A 22,210-nucleotide genomic window follows, 5' to 3' on the forward strand; every position below is an offset into this window, starting at 1 on the left:
GGTCTCTCCCAATTATTAAGTTACATAAAGTATGGTTAATGAATGGGATTTTGTGAAATTGTTTATGTTGATTAACGTGATAGGTTTAAACAATTAGTTATCAGTTTTTATTGTATTAACTTAAATATAGGTAAGCAGTGAAAGAGGGGGAGTATTTTGAAAATGTAAAAGCACCGTGCGGCGCTTTTACATTAATAGAGTATTATTATTTGATAAACGCGAATGCATCAGCGAACATGTTTTCGCGAATAGCACCGTGGGCAATAAAGTCATCACGTACGATACCTATCATATCAAAGCGACCAGCCATATAAATATCGTATGGTTCAAGTGAGGCGATATCAGCCATTACTGCTTTATGCACAAATCCCGTGTGGCCGTTCCAGCTATCGCTAGGGTTTTCAACAACAGGAATAAACTTAAAGTTTTCACGGCTATCAGCCCATGCTTGCATTTCAGTGTGGGCGTATAAAGCAGACTCTTCACGCACGCCCCAGTAAAATAACACAGGGCGATCACAGCCTATTTCACTTAAATGATCAGCCATTGATTTAACGTAAGAAAAGCCCGTGCCACCGGCAAGTAATATTATTGGGCGTTCACATTGTAGGCGTAGTTGTGAAACACCTAAGCCAGTTTCAATGGTGACTGTTGTATTGCTTTTGTGTGCATCACGGAGGTGCTCAAGTGTTTGCATTGCGTATGAATCAGCAGCTGACGCACCTATATGTAGCTCTAGCTCATCACTTTGTGAAGGGCGGCTAGCAATTGAAAACGCACGTTTATCTTTTTCACCTAAAACGACTTGCAAGTATTGGCCAGCTTCAAAAGTAACGTTTTCAACTGGCTTCAAAACTACTTTGTTAACAAATTCAGTTAATGGGCTGATAGCAATAACTTCAGCATGTAATGTTTGCATGTTTTACCTTAAATTAGCGGAGATGCACTTTATTTGAGCAATAGTAGCATATCCGCACAGTGAGTTTACAGAGTTAGAGAATATCTAGACTATCCCAAAGTTCATCAACGCGGTCTTTTGTTTCTTGATTCATCACAATCGGTTCACCCCATTCTCTATCGGTTTCGCCAGGCCATTTGTTTGTTGCATCCATGCCCATTTTTGAACCTAGACCAGAAACAGGAGAAGCAAAATCAAGATAATCAATCGGAGTGTTTTCAATGAGTGTTGTATCGCGAGCAGGGTCCATGCGTGTTGTAATAGCCCAGATAACGTCATTCCAATCGCGGGCGTTGACATCATCATCACAAATAATAACAAACTTGGTATACATAAATTGACGTAAGAAAGACCATACGCCCATCATGACTCGCTTAGCATGACCTGGGTATTGCTTTTTCATAGTCACAACAGCCATGCGGTACGAGCACCCCTCAGGTGGCAAATAAAAGTCTACAATTTCAGGAAATTGCTTTTGTAAAATTGGTACAAAAACTTCATTTAGTGCAACACCTAATATTGCGGGTTCATCAGGCGGACGGCCGGTGAAAGTACTGTGATAAATAGGATCTTTACGATGAGTCATATGCGTGACGGTCATCACAGGGAAATCATCAACTTCGTTGTAATAACCCGTGTGGTCACCATATGGCCCCTCAGGCGCAGTTTCACCTGGCATGATATAGCCTTCAAGCACGATTTCGGCGCTTGCAGGGACTTGTAAGTCATTAGATACTGATTTTACAACTTCAGTTTTACTACCACGTAGTAATCCAGCAAAAGCGTATTCGCTCAGAGTGTCTGGTACTGGGGTAACGGCGCCTAAGATAGTAGCCGGATCTGCTCCTAAAGCAACGGATACAGGGTAAGGTTGGCCTGGGTTTTCTTTACACCATTCTTGAAAATCAAGTGCGCCACCACGGTGCGATAGCCAGCGCATAATAATTTTGTTTTTACCTAATAACTGTTGGCGGTATATTCCTAAATTCTGGCGTTTTTTATATGGTCCGCGGGTAACAGTTAATCCCCAAGTAATTAATGGGGCTGCATCACCTGGCCAGCAATGTTGAATAGGCAGTTTCGTCAAATCAACATCATCACCCTCAATAACTACTTGCTGGCATACTGCTTTTTTCACTTCTTTAGCAGGCATGTTTAATACTTGTTTAAACACAGGAATTTGACCAAGCGCTTCTTTTATTCCCTTAGGCGGTTCAGGCTCTTTTAGGAACGCTAAAAGTTTACCTACTTCACGAAGTTCGCTTACATCATTTTGACCCATTCCCATAGCAACGCGCTTTGGTGTGCCAAATAAATTAGCTAACACAGGAATGCTATGCCCTTTTGGGTTTTCAAACAATAAAGCGGGGCCTTTTGCACGTAATGTACGATCTGCAATTTCGGTCATTTCTAAGTAGGGATCAATTTCTTGGTGGATACGTTTTAATTCACCTTGCTTTTCCAGTAAATCTATAAAATCTCGGAGATCTTTGTATTTCATAATTGGCCGCTTTAAGGTTAAAAATGTGCTTTGCATTATACCCAATAAAGTAGGTTAAGCGAATTATACTAACTCTCTCTAATAGCTTAATTTAAATGGTATTAGTTATTCTTACCAAACATTTAAGTTATCGGTTTCATTACATTTTTATGTGTATGGGCTATAGTTGATTTAGTTGTTTTTTGTGAGTTTTCAATTAATGGGTGGGTTTATCTTAAAAGTAATACTTAGGTTGTGGTTAGTATGTGCTTTTATGGTGTCATTGAGCAACGTGCGGGCAGAAAATCTATTAACGCATGTGATTGATGGTCAAATCTTTGCAGATCACAGTGCTGTAATGCTGGTTATTGAGCCTCGAACAGGTGATATTGTATTTGCTAATGAATCAGCGGCAGATTTTTATGGCTATAGTATTTCGCAACTACAAGCGATGAAAATTCAACAAATAAATATTTTTACCGAACAGCAGGTTGCACAAGAGCGACAAGCGGCATTAAATAAAGGGCAAAATTACTTTGTTTTTAAACACCAATTAGCCAGTGGTGAAACTCGCACTGTGAGTGTTTATTCGGCTCCATTTGAACTTGATAATAAACGCCTTTTGTTTTCTGTAATTCATGATATTTCTTCCCAGCGGGCCCTTGAAAAAGAACTCTGGCATTACCAAGAAAATCTCGAGGAGTTGGTTGCAAGCCAGACAAAAGAAATAGAAAAAAAGCGCACTTATCAATTTATTTTATCCGTAATCTCAATCGTTTTACTTATGGTCTTACTTGCTATTTTGACTGTGTTAGCAACACGCTTACGGTCCGCAAAACGGACAGCACAAAAAGACAGCGCTACATTAAAAGCTATTTTTAATGGTATTGATGACTTACTGATATTCACAGATACCGAGCACACCATATTAGATGCCAATACAATGGCAGCACAAAAGCTAAGTAATGAAGATGAACTTAAAGGGAAAAATATTTACACCTTTGTCGATAATGTCTCTGCTATTGGCCAGCTTGATAATGAATGTCAATTTAGTGGTGCAAAAGGCACTTTTTGGGGGGAGGCGAATGTCACTGCCGTGATGGATGAGGCTGATCATAAAATTGGTGAGATTCACTTAATTAGAGATATTACTCAAAAGCTGAAAATACGTCAGCAACAACGTCTTGCCAGTACTGTATTTTCTACCACCAATGAAGGCATTTTGGTTTCTGATAGCTTAAATAAAATTCAAGCAATTAATAGCGCATTTACACAAATTACAGGTTACCAAGAAAGTGATGTGCTGGGCGAAACACCGGCAATCTTAAGTTCTGGCCGTCACAAGCCTTCGTTTTTTCAAGCGCTCTATGCGAACCTCAAGGAAAGTGGCCACTGGGAAGGTGAGGTATGGAATCGTCGCAAAGATGGCAGTATTTACCCATGTTGGCTAAATATCTCTGTTGTGTTTGATGAAGAAAAACAAATCGAGATGTATGTTGCTCTGTTTAACGATATTTCTTCGCGTAAAGAAAGTGAACAAGAAATGTGGTTGCAAATCAACTTTGATAATCTAACCGGGCTCGCCAATCGCTATTACTACAATAATAAACTTGATCAAGAGATGATCCGCGCAAGTACAGAAAAAACGCGCTTAGCGATTTGTTTTATCGACTTAGACCGCTTTAAAAATGTTAACGATACTTTAGGGCATAACAGTGGCGATGTGTTGTTGCTTGAGGCTGCAAATAGATTAAAAGCGTGTATGCACAGTACTGATTTAGTGGCACGTTTGGGAGGAGATGAGTTCGCTTTATTACTCTCGGGTAGAAATAATCTAGTTGATATTGAAAGGGTTGCGAAAAAGTCCCTGCAAGCATTGAGTTCTGCATTTAAAATAGGTGAGCATGAAGTTTTTGTTTCCGGCAGTATGGGGATCACTATTTATCCTGATGATGGCGTAGAACGAAAAATATTATTACGCAATGCAGATAGTGCAATGTACAAGGCAAAGGAGCAAGGTCGTAACTGCTTTGAGTTCTTTACCCGAGGAATGCATGAGCAAGCTACGGCTCGAAGTAGGGTTGAGAATGCCTTACATAAAGCACTGTGTAATAATGAGTTTACTGTCTATTATCAGCCAATCATAAGTAATGACAGGAAAACTATTGGATGCGAAGCGTTACTAAGATGGCAAAATCCTGAACTTGGCAACGTATCTCCCGCCGAGTTTATTCCGATTTGTGAAGATTTAGGACTGATTGTTCCCATTGGTGAATGGGTATTAAGGGAAGCGTGTCGAGAAGCCGCGAAGTGGTGTAGTCAGTTTAACGGTCAGTTTTTCGTCACGGTGAACTTTTCCAGTGTACAGTTTGTCCGTCAAGATATCGCTAAGTTGGTCAGTGATGTATTGGAGGAATGTCAGTTATCAGCAGATTGCTTAACTTTAGAGATCACTGAAACTTTACTTGCTGAGAATAGCGCTAATATTCTACAGCAGTTGCAAGCGATTCGTAATTTAGGCGTCGGTTTAGCCATTGATGACTTTGGTACGGGTTATTCATCCTTAAGCTATTTGAAGCGGTTTCCATTAAGTAAGTTAAAAATAGATCGTGAGTTTATTAAAGATTTACCAGATGATAAAGAAGATTGCGCGATGGTGAGTGCTATTATCTCTATGGCAAGTAATTTACACTTAGAAGTCGTTGCTGAAGGTGTTGAGACTGAGGAACAGCGTGTATATTTATCGGCATTGAATTGTGATTATATTCAGGGCTTTTTATACAGTAAACCGCTCCCTATGAACGAGTTTGATAACTACTTAAAAAACCTGAACCCTGGAGATTAGTAAATGTATTTGTGATTTAATATCAATACGTTAGTGTATATATTAACCAAAGTTCAGGCTAAAAACATTTATTGAGCAGTAACCACCTATTGTTTTGTACATAGAAATTAAATATATGTGCACTACTTTTCATGCTAAAACTTGAAACGCTCAACAGCACTTGTTAAAGAATGTGCTAGCTGATTTACATCTTCGCTTTGAGTCGCTAAAGATCCTGCATGGTCAGCATTGCTCTGTGCTTGATCTGTCACCGTGTTCATGATGTGTTTTATTTCATTACTATCATCCAGCTGGTGCTGTGAAGAATCGGCAATTTGCTGACTCATTTGGTTAACTGCCACTAAAGTGCTTTTTATTTTATCGACTGCTTGCTTTAACTCACTGCTATTAGTTACACACTCAGCAGCTTGTTGCTGTCCGTCATTAATCTCACTCTGTGCCGTATTTGCTTGTTGTTGCAATGTTTGAATCATTGTATGAATTTCGTTTGTAGAACTTTGCGTACGTGCCGCCAGAGAGCGTACTTCATCGGCGACAACAGCAAATCCTCGGCCGTTTTCCCCCGCACGCGCCGCCTCTATGGCAGCATTCAATGCAAGTAAGTTAGTTTGTTCTGCAATGCTGCTAATAGTATCGACAATTGCCCCGATAAGCTGCGTGTGTTGTGTTAATTCTTCAGTACTGTTTACAGCTTGATCTAAACGCGCCAATAGTGCTTGTATTCGCTGACTGTTTCTATCAGCAATTTGATTCACATCGTTAGACAGTTGCGATGCATTAGCTATTTCATCTGACGTGCTTTGGGCTTGCTCATTAACGGTTTGTGAATTATTTAGCATGGTTTGTGCAACGCTTGTGGCTTGTGCAATTCGCTCAAGTTGTTGTGCTGCTGCAACAGTCATTTGTTGACCTTGCGCACTTGTTTGAATAGCAGATTGATCAAGTATGTGAGCATTGTCACTAATATCTGAAAGCAACTTACCTAAGTCATCGCTGAGTTTGTTTATATTAGACAATAGAGTGCCAAACTCATCATCACTTCGAGGGTGTGTACGTTTGGATAAATCACCCGAAGCTATTCTTGCCAGTGCTTTGTTGACTGCGTTTAAAGGTTTAAGCATGGCACGGGTTGTAAGCACTGAAATTAGAGCAGCAAATGAGAGTAAAATAATACTAATAATAACTGCCAGTGAAGAACCTGTACTAATGGTTGACTGAGCGCTTTTTTGTAATGAAGCAAATCGTCCGTCAGCTAATTGATTTAGTTCGATAATGAGTTTTTCAGTTTCTTGGAATTGCTGTTGAAAATTATTAAAAGCATTTTCAGCGTCTTGACGGCTCGTCAAAATAGTTTCTTGTGGTTTGTAAATAGTGACAAGCTTTTCATTTACTCTATTCATTTTCTCAGTTAATGCTGAAAAATCAGCAGTACCGTTAAGCTCGCTTGCTTGCCGCTTCAAGTAGGTAAAGTTTGATTGAACATTATCGAGTAGAAAACTGGCATCCTGCTGATGTTCATTCAATGTTGCTAATGAACTAATATGCTTAATACTTTTCAAATTATTACTTAAGGTAAACAATAAATCGTCAATACGTGTTGCTGTACCTACCATGGCGTCAAGAATAGGTTGTTGTTCTCGAGTAACTTGTAATAGTTCTAAATCGAGTAAATCGTTACTCAACGATGTTATTTCTTCTATGTATTGTGTGCTTTGTGAGGCTAGCCTTGATACTGCATTCAAGCCACTTTCTTTGGCGCTAAACATGGCTGTGTTGGTTGTGATTAAACGCTGGAATTCATCATTAATTTGAACAAGTAGTGATTGCATCTTTGGTTGATCTTGTAGTTGCAACTCAAGAATAGCAAGCTTGTCGTTAAACAGTTTTTGTTCATTACCAGTTTGATTTTGTTCGTGACGCAATTTTGCAATTTTGCTTTGGCTAAACGCCACAGCATTGAATTTTGTGATTGATAAGAGCGAAAGTTGTAATGCGTTACTTTGTTGTTGGACGGGAACGGCCAGCGTTTCAATATCCGAATTGGCAACACTAATTTTGCCGAGTGACCAGTAAAAAAAGCCACTACTTAATAGCATTAGTACACCAATTGCGGTGAAGGCAAATATTACTTTGTATTTAATAGCAATTGACTGCATAACTAACTCATTTCAACAGATTTAATCATTAGTGTAGCAGTGTTTTCTTAAAAAATAAGATTACCTATAAAAGGCATTACTTGAGATTACAGTGAACCTTATTACCATCAATAATTAACACGGCTTCATTTCCTTTTGTCCAAAACAAGACTTCCTCACTATTAAATTTGACACCTGATGCACTGCGCTGCCTAGTTAGTTGGTAGCTTTTGTTAATATAGTGAAGGGTTGCACTTTCAGCATCGTGGCTAATGATAGTTGCCATTTTTTGATTGTCGCAGGAGTAGACATTTGTGTGTGCTTTTTCAGAGCAAGCGCTTATGGTAAGTAAACTAATGGTGAATAAAATCACTTTATACATAGAGGGTTCGCCGGTTAATTAGAAACCGCTATAGGGTAGCAAATGAAAATTAACCGCTGGTGAAAGTACATGTTTAAGCTGTGTTGAAGTTAAATTTTTTGCGCGTAAGGGTCTCACACAACAACAGGTCCTGAATGAGGAGTTAGTGTGAGCTTGCATTTTCCGTTGCGTGGGCGATTGCTAAGAGGTTCTTATTTAATAATGTAAAATTAGTTTATCCAGAGTGACTGACTAGTGCTTGGCGCACAAAGAGGGCTATACACAAACAGCAGTGATCACCTAAGTGAGATTATGGTATTTCACATGAGCTATGAGTATTACAAGTATGTAACTGTGTGTTATGTCTCACATGTGTAAAAGCGGCATAAGTCTTTTAGTTCTATCTTTGCTTTTCGGTTACCTTGAGCTGCAGCTTGCTGAAACCAGTAAATAGCTTTATTTATATCTTTAGTGGTACCTTGCCCATCTTGGTACATTTGTGCCAAGTTGAGCTGACCCCACTGAGAACCCTCTTCAGCGGCTAACGAAAAGCTCTTAAATGCGTCTTCGAATAGATCATCTTTGTAATAATTAATCCCTTGTTGATTATGCTCATTGAGTTTAACTCCTTCATAAAGCGGTTTTGGTCTTGGGGGAAACATTACAAAGCCACCATATAAACTATAAGCATGGGGGCGAAGCACATTATAAATAACGCCTTCATCAACCATGCGTTGAACCTCAGTACGCGGTAACGTTAAAGTTTTGGAAGAAAAGTAATCTCTTTGTACAAGTAAACTCGTACGCATTGCCATTGTGATACCGCGATCATGCTTATAACGGTAGTTACTAATTTGAAAGGTGATATATTTATCATCAAACTCAAGTATTTGAGCGATCTTTAAATTTTCTGGGCGTAGGGGTTCTTGGGCAAACTTATCTGCTTTTACTAAGTAAGTATCATAGGCTTGTGGAGCATTAATGATCGCTTGCTGTTGAACTGCTTGAGCATGAAAATGAGCATAAAAGTATAGTAAGAATAAAACGATTAATATCGAGCCTATAAAGTATTTCACTAATGATAGTAGCTCGAATATTGGTAGCTTAGTTAATGACACAGGCTCACTGTGCTTACATTCGTTGCATTGAAAATGATACTGCCAAGTTAATGGGATGATAGGCACGATCGCAAAACGCAAAAAACGGCTGTTATTTTTTAATTGGTAATCGTCGCTTTTACAGTGAGGGCAGGTTGTGGTTTGGCTGAATGACGATAATGTGTCGCAGGTATTAAAAAGTAGCATAAACGCCCTCCTAGCTTTTTTATTAAATTAAAACAAACAAGGGCGTATGCAAAGTACAAAACTGTAAGAAAGTATGTTTACTTAGCTTATTTTTTTACAGGCTTTGGTTTGATTGTGGTTTTGGCATCAGCAGCCATAAACGCAAATACAGCGTAAGCGGCAGTATTTTGTTTAAGCTTAGCAGGATCGACTTTATCTAGAGTATCATCTGCTGTGTGGTGATAATCAAAGTAATCAGTGCCATCTTGATGTAGATCGAAAATAGCTGCGCCGTCTGTATTTCTAAGCGGTATGAGATCTGGACCGCCTCGAGCACCATTTTTTGCAATGTATTCTACATTCAGTGCTGAAAGTTCTTTCGCTATTGCACGTACTACAGGTAGTGATTCTGCTGATACGTTAGACTCAAACCCATACACTACATCTGCACCAAAGTCTGACTCTGCAGCTGCTACAATGTTTTTAAGCTCATTAGCATGTTGCTTAAAGTAGGCTTTAGCACCCCATAACCCCAGCTCTTCAGCAGCAAATAACACTACGCGAATACTGCGTTTAGGGCGTTTAATTTCACTAATATGTTTAGCCGCAGCCATAGTTAATGCGACACCCGCACCATCATCAAGTGCGCCTGTGCCTAAATCCCATGAGTCTAAATGACCACCGATCAACACATATTGCTCAGGGTTTTGTGTGCCATTAAATTGGCCAATGACATTATAGCCAGTGCCTTGACCACGATCTTCTGTTTGTACATTAATATTAACAGTGACATTTTTATCAAGCGCAATAAGACGAGCAATTTGATCAGCATCAGGGTTAGCGATAGTGACATTTGGTATCTTAGTCACTCCCTCTTTATAATGGCTACCACCTGTATGAGCAAAGCGGTGTTCTGCGGTACTAACAGAGCGCATCATATAGCCAATCGCGCCTTTTTTCGCGGCTTCTACAGAACCTGTAGAGCGTGCACGAACAGCCGGGCCATACCCGTTACCATCAATGTGGCGATTCATACGGTAATTAATGTAGGCAATCTTACCTTTTAGGCTATTTTTAGGTGCTGCTATTAGTTCATCAAGGGTTTCAAATAATACCACTTCGCCAGTAATACCCTCTTTAGGAGTACTGACACTATGGCCCAGTGCAGTTAAGTGCAAAGGTTGCTCACTAGGCGTTAAGATTTTGCCACTTTCGCTAAAACGACGCCATTCAGGAAATGTAGCCTTTTCCAGCCATACTTTATCAAAGCCTAGCGCTTTAAATTTAGCCTGCGCCCAAGCTACGGCTTTTTTATCGTTTTCAGTGCCAGGTAAACGCGGGCCCACTTCTGTAGTAAGTGATTCTAATAATTGATAGCTTAAGTCACTATTGCTGGCACTTTGTCTTAATTGTTCGACTTGTTGTAATTGTTTATTGGTAAATTCAGGTTCTGCGGCAGCGGCTAAAAAGCTACTCGCAAGTAGTATCCCGATGATGAGTTTTTTCATTATTGACCTTGGCTGTATTTTCACGAGAGCGCTATTAAAGCATTTAATGTAAAACAGAAAAAGCAGATACGATAAAAACCGCTTATCTGCATCTGTTTGACGATAATATCGTCGACTCAATGGTAGCAATTTGTATATTCTGCTATTATGCAGCATAACTAAGCTGGGCTTTTGCAACGGCTTTTAATGTTTACTTTTTGCACTGGAAATTACTTTGACTGCTACAGCTTTTTCATCTCTTTCTTTACCTTCTGGTTTGGTCGATAATTTATCTACTTTAGGTTATAGCCAAATGACGGCTGTTCAGGCACAGAGCTTACCGCCAGTACTTGAAGGTAAAGATATCATTGCGCAAGCTAAAACGGGGTCGGGTAAAACCGCGGCATTTAGCTTAGGAGTGCTGGCTAAACTTAACGTAAAGCGCTTTCGTATTCAGTCTTTGGTACTTTGCCCAACAAGAGAACTTGCTGAGCAAGTGGCTGTTGAAATGCGCAAACTCGCCAGGGGTATTCATAACATTAAAATACTTACATTGTGTGGTGGTGTTTCAATTGGCCCACAAATCGGCTCGCTTGAACATGGTGCACACATTATTGTTGGCACACCTGGTCGCGTAGATGACCATATCCGCAAAGGCACTTTACGTTTAGATGATGTAGAAACTTTAGTGCTTGATGAAGCCGATCAAATGCTCGACATGGGCTTTCAAGATACGTTAGATGCAATTATCGATTGCATACCACAACAGCGTCAAACACTGTTATTTAGTGCGACTTTCCCACGTGCGATTGAAGCGGTTGCAAAGCGTGTTTTAACTAACCCTGTGATGGTAAAAGTTGAAGAAGAGCAAGAAAAAAGCACCATCAAACAGTATTTTTATAAGATGGATAATAACAAGCAGCGCTTTAATACACTGAAGTTGTTGTTGTTAAAGTTTCAGCCAACAAGCTGTGTGGTATTTTGTAATACTAAGGTTGAAACACAGCAAGTGTGTGATGATCTCGCCGCTGAAGGTTTTAGTGCTGTGGCTTTACATGGTGACTTGGAGCAGCGCGATCGTGAACGAACACTCATTCACTTTGCTAATAAAAGTGCCTCTATTTTAGTGGCAACGGATGTAGCTGCTCGTGGTCTGGATATTGATGATATGGATATGGTTATCAACTATCATTTAGCCCATGACTCGCAAACACATGTTCACCGTATTGGTCGAACTGGCCGTGCGGGGAAAAAAGGCATTGCGTGTTCAATCTATGGTGATGCTGAGCAGTTCAAGGTGGCGCAAATTGGCGACCATTACGAATGTGATTTTTTGCCGGAACAGCTACCACCATTTAGCTTGCTAGAAAAACCACCGTTTAAACCGGAAATGACCACACTAATGATTGACTCAGGTAAAAAGCAAAAAGTGCGTGCCGGTGATATTTTAGGTGCGCTAACAGGTAAAGAAGGTATTGCAGGCCGCCAAGTGGGTAAAATTAACGTGCTTGATAACGTGGCATTTGTTGCGGTCGAACGCAATTGTGCAAAACCAGCATTACGTAAATTAACTGAAGGTAATATTAAAGGGCGTAAAATCCGCGCTCGTCGACTCACTCGTTAATTACTTATTTATCTATTTGAGCAGCTAGCCTTAAGCTGCTCATATTCTTCTCGAATACGTTTAAATACCTCTTCATCTTCTGAGGATTTATCTGGGTGATATTGAAACGCTAATTGTCGCCACCGCTTTTGTATCATTTTCAAGCTTGCTTGCTCATCCAGTTGCCATTGTGCAAGAATTGCGTTGCGTTGGCATATGTTTATTTGGGGCTTTACTGGCGCTGAGGCTTCAAAGTTTTGCCAAAATTGATTTAATAAAGCATCCACTTCATCGGCTGACGTGTCATAGTTTTGCCAATCTAAGTAATAGTCTCTTAAGGGATCCGCCTGGGTAACTGTGTTTTCAATGGATGTGTCTTCTAATTTAATATGCAAACTTGCAATTGATAAAGTTTGGGCAGGAGCAAGTTGCTGCTGTAATTGAAACAGTGCGTTCATTATTAAAAAGTTGCGTTTAAATAAATCACGAGAAGGATCCTTATCTAGCGCAGTTATGATACCGCTTTCTAATAACTCCAATGCTAAAGTATGAACCTTCCATACCTGCTTTGTTAATAGTCGTTCAAAAATCTCATCTATAAGTGGGTTAAGCATTGTTTGAACTCTAGATAATAGTGTATCTTGATGTAATGATTATATACACATGCTACTAGAGTTGTCAGTTAGCTTTCAAGTGAAGTATGTGTCGTTTTAACGGATTCAAATACCAAGGACACATTTATGTTAGGTAAGTTTAAGCGGCTACTCTTTATTGCGTTTATTACTGTACTTGGCGTGGTATCTCATGTCTGTTCTGCGCAAGCTCAAGATCCCTTACTTAAGCAATTTAATCAGGTTGATGACTGGCAGCAAAAGCAAAAAATAGCCAACAAGTTATTTTCAACAACACAATTAACACCACAACAACGGTTAGCTATTTATAGTACGATGGCTGAGCGCGCATTTACAGAAAACGATTACTCATTGGCACTCGATTTCTACCAATCTCAAGAGCAAAATAGCAATATAAACGACTCTCCAGAGCAATATTTTCGATCTATAAAAATGCAAGGTGTGGTGTACTACTATCAGGGGTTAATGAATCAAGCGATTAAAGAGTATAGCCGTGCCTTAGTGATTGCAAAGCAGCTAAATAATGCATTAAAACAGGCCAACTTGTTAAGCAATATTGGTTTATCGTATTTTGATATGTACAACATGGAGCTTGCATTAGAGCATTATCAAAAAGCAAAAAACATTTATGAAACGAACGGGAATGCACAAGATAAAGCGGACATACTGCATAATATTGCTGGCGTATATATAAAATTATCGCGTTATGACTCGGCGTTAGAATTTTATCGTGAAGTGTTAGAGGTATTTCAACAACTCGATGACAAAGATGGCATTGCTCAAGTCTATGGAAACATGGGAGTGGCTTACGTTGAGTCAGGGCGTCATCAATTAGCATTACATTATTATCAATTAGCTTTACGTTATTATCAAAGTATTGATGATGCTTATCAACTTTCCACTCGCCATAAAAATTTAGCCAACTTAAACCTTAAATTAAATAAAATAGACACAGCTTATTATCATGCGCTTGCAGCTAAAGAATTTGCAGTTAAAGCTGATAATAAGACTCTCTTATTGACTGCATTAAATGTTTTAGCAAAGGTTCAGTTAGTCAAAGGGGATATCGAGCAAGCAAGAGAAAATTTAAACGAGTCTTTTGCACTTGCTAAAAAATATAATAATGAGATGTTGGCAAAGGACGGATTAGGCATAAGCTCGCTTCTACTTGCAAGTATGGGTAATTATGAGCAAGCAGTGGACTTACACGAGCAATTTGTTGAGTACCAACAAGGTATAAAAAGTGAAGAGGTTGCAAAGGCGTTGACTGTATTTCAAACACAGTTTAAAGCGAATCAACTCAATCAAGAAATCGTGCAGTTAAAACAAGAGCGAGACTTACAAGAACTGAAAATAGCAAAGCGTTCGCAGCTCGCTATGTTACTGGTAATAGTAATGGTACTTGGCTTAATTTGCACCATTGCATTGTATCGTCGAGCGATAGAGAAAAAGGCTAAGATTCAATTAGAAGAACAAGTTGAACAGCGCACACAGGAATTGCAATTTGTAGCACAAGAGTTGCGTTCAGCCAATGAAATTAAAAGTCAGTTTCTTGCCAATATTAGTCACGAAATTCGCACTCCTTTAACAGCCATTCTTGGGCAAACCGATGATCTCATCAATGGGTTATACAAACCAAGCGAGTTACAAGATGAGCTATTAGTTATAAAAAAGCATAGTGATCACTTAAAAGATTTAATAAACGATGTGCTGGATATTAGTAAAATAGAAGCTAATAGATTAGAGCTTCATTTAACTAAGTTTGATCTCGTTGAGTTGGTGAACGACGTATATGAAATGTGCCAAGCTCATGCATCTCAAAAAGGCTTAGGATTGACATTTGATAACCAATTAGAACACAGCCATTGGGTTAAACTCGATTTAATGCGTGTAAAACAAATATTGATTAACTTATTAACCAACGCAATAAAGTTTACTCATCAAGGGAGTGTAAAATTACGATTGAGCCAAACAGAGAGCGGGGTGCAGTTCAATGTGGTTGATACGGGTATTGGTATGAGTGTTGAGCAATTGAAAATGGTTTTTGAGTGTTTTCAACAAGGCGATAATACGATCAGCCGTCGTTTTGGAGGGTCGGGATTAGGGTTGTCGCTATCGCAACAACTAGCAATGATGATGGGCGGATACATCAGTGCACTAAGTGAACCTAATAAAGGCAGTGAGTTTATTTTTAATCTGCCATGTAAACAAAAGAGCGCAGCCCCTTTATCGAGCCCAGTGATCAATAGTGCTGAGCATGTTCAACTTCAGGGCAAAGTCGTTTTAGCAGAAGATCACCCTGATAACCGCCGTTTAATCACGCGCTACCTTACCTCTTTAGGGCTTGAGGTGATTGCTGTGAGTGATGGGGAACAAGCCGTTGAGCAATGTTTACAACTGTATCCCGATATTGTTTTGCTGGATATTCAAATGCCTATTATGGACGGGCTCACAGCTCTTGAGCTATTACAGCAATGTGGCTTTAGTAATCCAATTTACGCTTTAACTGCTAATGCTATGAGTCACGAAGTTGATAATTATATTGCTAAGGGCTTTACTGGCTATTTAAGTAAGCCTATAGATAAAGAAGTGTTTTATAGTACGTTAGCCAATCAGTTAGCAAAGAATAATAAATTGCCCATAAATGAAAGCAAAGTCGACATGACGGATTTAACACAAAGCTTTATCAGCAGTTTTACCCAAGAAGCAGAGTCACTAAATACTCATCTTGAGCAACGTGATTATCAGGCGCTACAGCAAGACAGTCATCGTATTCTTGGTGCAGCCCAAATGTTTGCTGTTCAGGGGGTTATTCAACCAGCTTTAAATTTAGACAAAGCATTATTGAAGAAAAGTGCTCCGTGCGAGTTCGATAAAATAGCTCTATTAACGTCTGAGCTAATTAATGCATTAGAATCGCACTCGTCAAAATAGCTCTATCTCACTTTCTTCTGCTGTTTCAGTAATAGTTTCTTCTTTGTGAGTGCGCTTTCTCGGTTGTGTATCAGGTGCATAATTACTAACAAGGAAAAAACTAAATTTCTCTTCTAGGCTGGTGGCGAGTAAATGTAAGTCGTTACTAGAAACAGCTTGTATTTTAGAACTTGAAAGTGCGTCAGAGTTCAGCTCGACTAACGAATTGATACTTTCTTGTGACTCATCCGAAAATTGTTTCTGATTGCTCACCTGCTGATTAATAGAGTTTGACATTTCGCTAATCTCAAGCACAGCAGTTTCAATGGCTGTAATTTCACTACTTGAGGTTTTAGTGAGAGATACCGTCTGTTGTGCTTCATCTAGTGCTGTATTCATTAACGTATGAGCTAAGTCAGTGCTATGTTGGATTTTACTGACCATGGCGCTCACTTCTTGTGTCGATTTACTCGTGCGTGACGCTAAGTTTCGTACCTCATCAGCAACAACAGCAAACCCCCGGCCTTGTTCACCAGCTCTAGCAGCTTCAATTGCTGCATTTAATGCGAGTAGGTTAGTTTGCTCTGCAATAGCATTAATGACCTCAATAACCGACCCAATATTATCACTGTCTTGCTTTAGCTGTTTTATATGTTCACTGGTTTGTTCGATATTACTTGCTAATGTGAGTAAGCTTGCTTTGCTCTTATCTGAATCAATACGCGTTTTTTTTACTGACTCTGTTGCATTCGCAACTGAGGTATAAATTGTTTTTACGTTAACCCCAAGCTCACTCGAGGTGTTAAGCATTTTCTGAATCGTTTGGGCAAGATCTTGACCATGTGAATATTGAATTGTGGCTTTTTGGGTCATTGATGCATAGGTATCTCTTAGTTCATCAGCCATAGGTCTTAATCTATTAGATGAAATTTGTAGCTCTTCAAAAAGGTGCTCAATCGTTGTTAAGCTAGCGTTGAGTGCTAAGCAAGAGGATGGTATTGAAGGGTCACTTTCGTCAAATCGAAAAGTAAAGTTAATACCGTCTTTACTAACTAAGTTCTCCATTAATGATTTTAGATACCTATCTGGAAGCGCTAATCTTCGTTTAGTAAGTAAATAAAAGAAATACACAGGTAACAGTACAGTTAAATATAGAGCCATAATAGCAACAGAGGACAAGTTAAATGAATAACAAGTGAGGCCAATACTGATAATTAAAAAGCACTGAAGGGCCATGAAGCTTTGGGTAACTGTCATTCTAATTTTCCTTTGTAAAAAAACTATCGACCAACTAACTCTTCGAATATTTAGAGTTGGTTTTAAATAAGTATAGTTAAAAAAGGCTGAACGACAAAAAATGTTTCACTACATTCATGAATTTCAAGATATTGTGGGATATTCACTCTGCTTTGAGTGGAGGATAAATAGAGAAGGTATAGTAGGTTGATAAAAACAAAAAAGCTCGCCATTAAGCGAGCTTTTCAAAAGTATACTTATGTCTACTGACGTCTCATAGAGTCAAAAAACTCATCATTCGTTTTGCTCATTGATAGCTTATCAATTAAGAATTCCATTGCGTCAATTTCTGACATTTCATGAACAATCTTACGCAAGATCCACATTTTCTGTAGCTCATCAGGTTTTGTTAGCAGTTCTTCGCGACGAGTACCTGAACGATTAAAGTCAATCGCAGGGAATACACGTTTTTCAGCAATCTTACGGTTTAGGTGTAATTCCATATTACCGGTACCTTTAAACTCTTCGTAGATAACTTCATCCATCTTAGAGCCTGTATCGATAAGTGCTGTTGCGATAATAGTTAAGCTTCCACCTTCTTCAACATTACGTGCCGCACCAAAAAAGCGCTTTGGTTTGTGTAACGCGTTGGCATCAACACCACCAGTAAGTACTTTACCTGATGAAGGAATAACTGTGTTATAAGCACGTGCTAGACGAGTGATTGAATCTAATAAGATGATGACATCTTTTTTGTGTTCAACTAAACGCTTTGCTTTTTCAATCACCATTTCAGCTACTTGTACGTGACGACTTGCTGGTTCATCAAATGTTGATGCGATAACTTCACCTTTTACTAGGCGTTGCATCTCAGTAACTTCTTCCGGGCGCTCATCGATAAGTAAAACCATCAATGTTGCGTCAGGGTGGTTATGGGTGATTGATTGAGCAATGTTTTGCAGTAGCATGGTTTTACCCGCTTTCGGCGGTGCTACTAACAATCCACGTTGGCCGCGGCCAATAGGTGATGCTAAATCAAGGACTCGTGCAGTAATGTCTTCGGTACTACCGTTACCACGTTCCATACGTAACCGTTCGTTAGCATGAAGTGGAGTTAGGTTTTCAAAAAGAATTTTAGTACGGGAGTTTTCTGGTCTATCAAAGTTTACTTCGTTTACTTTTAGTAAGGCGAAGTAACGTTCACCGTCTTTCGGCGGTCGAATAAGACCCATTATAGAATCACCAGTACGCATGCTAAAACGACGAATTTGGCTAGGTGATACATAAATGTCATCAGGGCCGGCTAGGTAAGACGCTTCTGAAGATCTTAAGAAACCAAAACCATCCTGAAGGATTTCTAATACGCCACCGCCAAAAATATTTTCTCCACTTTTGGCGTGGGCCTTAAGGATAGCAAAGATAATATCTTGCTTTCTTAAGCGGGCTACGTTTTCGAGCCCCATGGACTCAGCTAAGGCTACAAGTTCTTTTATAGACTTGTCTTTTAATTCGCGTAAATGCATATTGGTGGGTTCTTTATTACAGTTATCATACTCATATAATCGATATTGATTAGTGAGAGAGGTTCGTTGGTAAACTAAGGATTAGTTGGCTTTATAAATTAGCAGTTCACTGGCTCAGCGTCCAGTCTTTATACAAAATAAACGTAAAAAAAGGGCGTATTGCCCTTTTTTAATGGGTATTAGATGTTGTTTTCTAAAAACTCAACAAGTTGTGTTTTAGAAAGCGCACCAACTTTAGTTGCTGCAACTTGACCATCTTTAAAAAGAAGTAGTGTCGGAATACCACGAATACCAAACTTTGGTGGCGTCCCCGCGTTTTGGTCGATGTTTAATTTACCGATAACAACACGACCATCAAACTCGTCAGCTACTTCATTTAGAATAGGGGCGATCATTTTACAAGGTCCGCACCATTCTGCCCAAAAATCAACTAATACAGGCTTGTCTGATTGTAATACGTCAGCTTCAAAGCCATCGTCAGTTAATTGAATAATTTTCTCGCTCATTGCGCTCTCCGATAAGTTAGGCGAATTATTTAATGCGTATTTAAACACTCTTGTTTCTTATTGCAAGTTTAAACGTTATGCTTAAACGCTATGACTAAGACACATTTGACCGATAAAAAGTTTTCAGACTTTGCTATCGCACCGGAAGTGGTTACCGGTTTAACCGAGAATGGGTTTGAATATTGCACACCCATTCAAGCAAAATGCCTACCTTTTATATGTGATGGCCGCGATATTGCGGGTCAAGCACAAACAGGTACAGGTAAAACATTAGCTTTTTTAACAGCTACATGCCATCGGTTATTACAATCTAGCAAAGCACCTAGTAAACATCCAAGAGCCCTGATCATGGCCCCGACTCGGGAGCTTGCGATTCAGATCCATAAAGATGCTAAAATTTTAGCGCCACACTGTAATCTTAACTTAGGTTTAGTATATGGTGGCGAAGATTATGAAAAACAACGTGCGCAGTTAGAAAAAGGCGTAGATATTTTAATTGGTACCACTGGTCGCCTTATCGATTTATACAAGCAAGGCTGCTACACCTTAAATGAAATTGAAGTTGTAGTGCTTGATGAAGCCGATCGCATGTTTGATTTAGGTTTCATAAAAGATATTCGATATATGTTCCGTCGTATGCCTGATACTTCTGAGCGATTAAACTTACTTTTCTCTGCGACGTTATCATACCGTGTGCAAGAGTTAGCATTTGAACACATGACTAATCCTGAGCATGTACAAGTTGAACCAGATGTAAAAACAGGTAAGCGAATTACTGAAGAGCTATTCCAACCATCTCAAGAAGACAAGATTAAGTTATTACTTACTTTAGTTGAAGAAGAATGGCCAGATAAAGCGATTGTTTTTGCAAATACCAAACACAGCTGTGAAACAGTGTACGCATGGCTTAAAGAAGATGGGCATCGTGTTGGCATGTTGACTGGTGACGTCAATCAGAAAAAGCGCCAATCAATTTTAGCTCAATTTACTAAGGGTGACCTTGATTTCCTAGTTGCAACAGATGTTGCTGCACGTGGTTTACACATCCCTGAAGTGAGTCATGTATTTAACTTTGATTTACCGGATGATTGTGAAGATTATGTTCACCGTATCGGTCGTACTGGTCGTGCTGGTGCATCAGGCAAAGCAATTAGTTTTGCGTGTGAGCAATACGCATATAATCTGCATGAAATCGAAGAATATATAGAACATAGCATTCCTTTATCACATTATGATAAAAGTGCATTGCTTGATGATTTAACAAAGCCTACTATTCAAAGAAAGCGCAACTATTCGACAGGCCCTCGTAATCGTAGTAATAACGGCGGACGTAGACCAAACAATAGTTACCAAAAAGCACGGTCGTAATTTACGACCGAAGTAGAGTCGTAGTAGTAACTAGAGGTTTTTGAACGGTGGGGCAACTTAAACCGCAAAAAAATGTTTATGCAGTAATTGATTTAGGGTCAAACAGCTTTCATATGCTGATTGCTAAATCAATTGCTGGTGGCCTGCAAACTATAGGTCGAGTTAAACGAAAAGTCAGATTAGCGGCAGGGCTTGACGAGGATAATTTGTTAAGCGCTGAAGCTATGCAACGAGGCTGGGAGTGCTTGGCTCTTTTTGCCGAGCGTCTTCAAGATATTCCCAAAGCTAACATAACTATTGTTGCAACTGCTACCTTGAGGCTAGCAACCAACGCTGATGAATTCAAAGAAAAAGCAGAGCAAATTCTTGCTCACAAAATTAATGTAATCAGTGGCGAACTAGAAGCCCGTACAATTTATAAAGGTGTCGCGCATACCTCCTCTTGCTCTGGACGCCAGTTAGTAATTGATATAGGTGGAGCCAGTACCGAGGTAGTTATTGGCAAAGGATTTGATGCACTGCATTATAAAAGTCTTAACATGGGCTGCGTGACATACCTTGAACGTTATTTTAAAGATTGCAAACTAAGCGATGCAAATTTCAATAACGCAATTACAGCAGCAAAAGAAGTTATTGCTGAAATTGCTTCTAGTTATAAAGCAGCAGGCTGGGAAATAGCCTCTGGTGCATCGGGTACAGTTCAAGCAATTCAAGAAATCATGGTTGCTCAATCACTGGATGAAACATTAAGTCTCGACAAATTACTTGAAATTAAAAAGCAGTCAACGGCCTTTAACACAATTGCTGAGCTTGATTTACCAGGTTTGAGTGAAGAAAGAAGGTTAGTTTTTGTTTCAGGCCTTGCTATTTTAATCGCCTTATTTGAGTCCCTTGAAATTGAAAAAATGGGACTAGCAGGTGGAGCGCTCCGCGAAGGTGTTTTATATAGCATGATCCCTGAGTTTCATAATCATGATATTCGCAAGCGCACAGTAGATGCATTTATGAGTCGTTATCATGTTGATCAAAAGCAATCGAATCGTGTTGCTGAGTTGAGCAATTATTTAGCGCAGCAGGTCAGTGAACAATGGCCAGTGTTAGAGCAAGGTGGATGGGCGCTATTAAAAGCCATTGCTCAGCTGCATGAAATCGGTTTGCTAATTGAATATAAGCAATACCAAAAACACACTGCTTATATTTTAGAAAACACCGATATGCCAGGCTTCTCTCAATCAGAGCGTAAAATTATAGTTGCAGCTACCAATGCGCATCGTTCTGACTTGCAAAAAGATGCATTTAAATATTTAGGATGTCATCAGCAATTAGCACAATACATAACAAGGCTTATTAGAATTGCAGTAATTCTCTCAATGCGTCGGCAAGACGATGTCTTACCTAAATTAAGTTTAACTGCTGATAATGAGGTGTTAATCCTCTCTTTTGAAGAAGACTGGTTAAAAGCGCATCCGCTAATGGCAAGTGAGCTCCAGCTTGAGTCTAAACAACAAGCAAAAGCAGGGTGGAAATTTTTAGTTAGATAAAAAAGGCTCGTTAGAGCCTTTTTTTGTAGTAAAATACCGCACTTTGTTTTAAAAATGTTCAAACAATCCTTTTTTTCAAAAAGATCGCAAAAAAGGGTTGATCTGTTTTTGGATCTCCCTATAATGCGACCCCACTGAGACGGCAGAGCGCAACGCATAGCGGGGCATGAGCTAATCACAGAGTTAAATAAAACTTCGGTTTTAAATCTTCTTAAAAGAAAATTTAAAATTAAGTGTTGACTCGAGAAGTTAAGGATGTATTATACGCATCCCTAGCGACAATGTCGCAACGTTCTTTAACAATATAAAGCAATCATCTGTGTGGGCACTCGTACAGAT

The 22,210-nt window shown here is 39.4% G+C and carries 15 protein-coding genes; 5 read left to right on the forward strand and 10 right to left on the reverse strand.

Features of this window, described 5'->3' with window-relative positions; genetic code table 11:
- Positions 1 to 205 precede the first annotated feature (205 nt).
- A complete protein-coding gene (fre, locus tag ACFI4Z_RS10635) occupies positions 206 to 919 on the reverse strand; it encodes an NAD(P)H-flavin reductase (protein WP_462670572.1) in 714 nt (237 codons plus the stop codon).
- Positions 920 to 992: 73 nt separating this feature from the next.
- Entirely contained in the window at positions 993 to 2,459 is a 1,467-nt protein-coding gene (gene ubiD / locus ACFI4Z_RS10640; protein WP_462670573.1) for a 4-hydroxy-3-polyprenylbenzoate decarboxylase, read from the reverse strand.
- Between the two features lie 184 nt (positions 2,460 to 2,643).
- On the opposite strand from ubiD, the gene ACFI4Z_RS10645 reads away from it, so the two are divergent.
- Positions 2,644 to 5,283: an EAL domain-containing protein gene (locus tag ACFI4Z_RS10645; protein ID WP_462670574.1), complete on the forward strand. Its 2,640-nt coding sequence runs from the start codon at positions 2,644 to 2,646 to the stop codon at positions 5,281 to 5,283.
- A 134-nt stretch (positions 5,284 to 5,417) separates the two neighbouring features.
- On the opposite strand, the gene ACFI4Z_RS10650 is transcribed toward ACFI4Z_RS10645, so the two are convergent.
- The 4 genes from ACFI4Z_RS10650 to ACFI4Z_RS10665 form a co-directional block, all read right to left on the reverse strand.
- Positions 5,418 to 7,439: a methyl-accepting chemotaxis protein gene (locus tag ACFI4Z_RS10650; RefSeq protein WP_462670575.1), complete on the reverse strand. Its 2,022-nt coding sequence runs from the start codon at positions 7,437 to 7,439 to the stop codon at positions 5,418 to 5,420.
- Between the two features lie 76 nt (positions 7,440 to 7,515).
- The gene (locus ACFI4Z_RS10655; protein WP_462670576.1) at positions 7,516 to 7,800 is read right to left on the reverse strand and encodes an MliC family protein; all 285 of its coding nucleotides are present in this window, start codon (positions 7,798 to 7,800) and stop codon (positions 7,516 to 7,518) included.
- A gap of 338 nt (positions 7,801 to 8,138) precedes the next feature.
- Entirely contained in the window at positions 8,139 to 9,083 is a 945-nt protein-coding gene (locus ACFI4Z_RS10660) for a tetratricopeptide repeat protein (protein ID WP_462670577.1), read from the reverse strand.
- Positions 9,084 to 9,169: 86 nt separating this feature from the next.
- On the reverse strand, positions 9,170 to 10,570 hold the full coding sequence (locus tag ACFI4Z_RS10665) for a M20/M25/M40 family metallo-hydrolase (protein ID WP_462670578.1): 1,401 nt from the start codon (positions 10,568 to 10,570) through the stop codon (positions 9,170 to 9,172).
- Positions 10,571 to 10,784: 214 nt separating this feature from the next.
- Here ACFI4Z_RS10665 and dbpA point away from each other — a divergent pair, with 214 nt between their 5' ends.
- Positions 10,785 to 12,173 (forward strand): ATP-dependent RNA helicase DbpA, encoded by a 1,389-nt coding sequence (gene dbpA / locus ACFI4Z_RS10670; protein ID WP_462670579.1) that lies wholly within the window; start codon positions 10,785 to 10,787, stop codon positions 12,171 to 12,173.
- An 8-nt stretch (positions 12,174 to 12,181) separates the two neighbouring features.
- On the opposite strand, the gene ACFI4Z_RS10675 is transcribed toward dbpA, so the two are convergent.
- The gene (locus tag ACFI4Z_RS10675) at positions 12,182 to 12,766 is read right to left on the reverse strand and encodes a DNA-J related domain-containing protein (protein WP_462670580.1); all 585 of its coding nucleotides are present in this window, start codon (positions 12,764 to 12,766) and stop codon (positions 12,182 to 12,184) included.
- 126 nt (positions 12,767 to 12,892) lie between these two features.
- Between ACFI4Z_RS10675 and ACFI4Z_RS10680 the strand changes: the two genes are divergently transcribed.
- Entirely contained in the window at positions 12,893 to 15,718 is a 2,826-nt protein-coding gene (locus ACFI4Z_RS10680) for a tetratricopeptide repeat-containing hybrid sensor histidine kinase/response regulator (protein WP_462670581.1), read from the forward strand.
- Here the strand turns inward: ACFI4Z_RS10680 and ACFI4Z_RS10685 are convergent.
- The 3 genes from ACFI4Z_RS10685 to trxA form a co-directional block, all read right to left on the reverse strand.
- Positions 15,710 to 16,954, reverse strand: a complete 1,245-nt coding sequence (locus ACFI4Z_RS10685) for a methyl-accepting chemotaxis protein (RefSeq protein WP_462670582.1) — start codon at positions 16,952 to 16,954, stop codon at positions 15,710 to 15,712. The two genes, ACFI4Z_RS10680 and ACFI4Z_RS10685, sit on opposite strands and share 9 nt — an antisense overlap.
- Positions 16,955 to 17,196: 242 nt before the next feature.
- A complete protein-coding gene (gene rho / locus ACFI4Z_RS10690) occupies positions 17,197 to 18,456 on the reverse strand; it encodes a transcription termination factor Rho (protein WP_058561178.1) in 1,260 nt (419 codons plus the stop codon).
- Between the two features lie 179 nt (positions 18,457 to 18,635).
- Positions 18,636 to 18,962: a thioredoxin TrxA gene (gene trxA, locus ACFI4Z_RS10695; protein WP_058561197.1), complete on the reverse strand. Its 327-nt coding sequence runs from the start codon at positions 18,960 to 18,962 to the stop codon at positions 18,636 to 18,638.
- Positions 18,963 to 19,052: 90 nt separating this feature from the next.
- Between trxA and rhlB the strand changes: the two genes are divergently transcribed.
- Both rhlB and gppA read left to right on the forward strand, forming a co-directional pair.
- Positions 19,053 to 20,330, forward strand: coding sequence for an ATP-dependent RNA helicase RhlB (rhlB, locus tag ACFI4Z_RS10700; RefSeq protein ID WP_099295271.1), 1,278 nt, complete (start codon positions 19,053 to 19,055; stop codon positions 20,328 to 20,330).
- Positions 20,331 to 20,377: 47 nt separating this feature from the next.
- A complete protein-coding gene (gene gppA / locus ACFI4Z_RS10705) occupies positions 20,378 to 21,871 on the forward strand; it encodes a guanosine-5'-triphosphate,3'-diphosphate diphosphatase (protein WP_462670583.1) in 1,494 nt (497 codons plus the stop codon).
- The last annotated feature ends 339 nt before the right edge of the window (positions 21,872 to 22,210 follow it).

It is taken from the genome of Pseudoalteromonas sp. RWi3 (assembly GCF_054960735.1).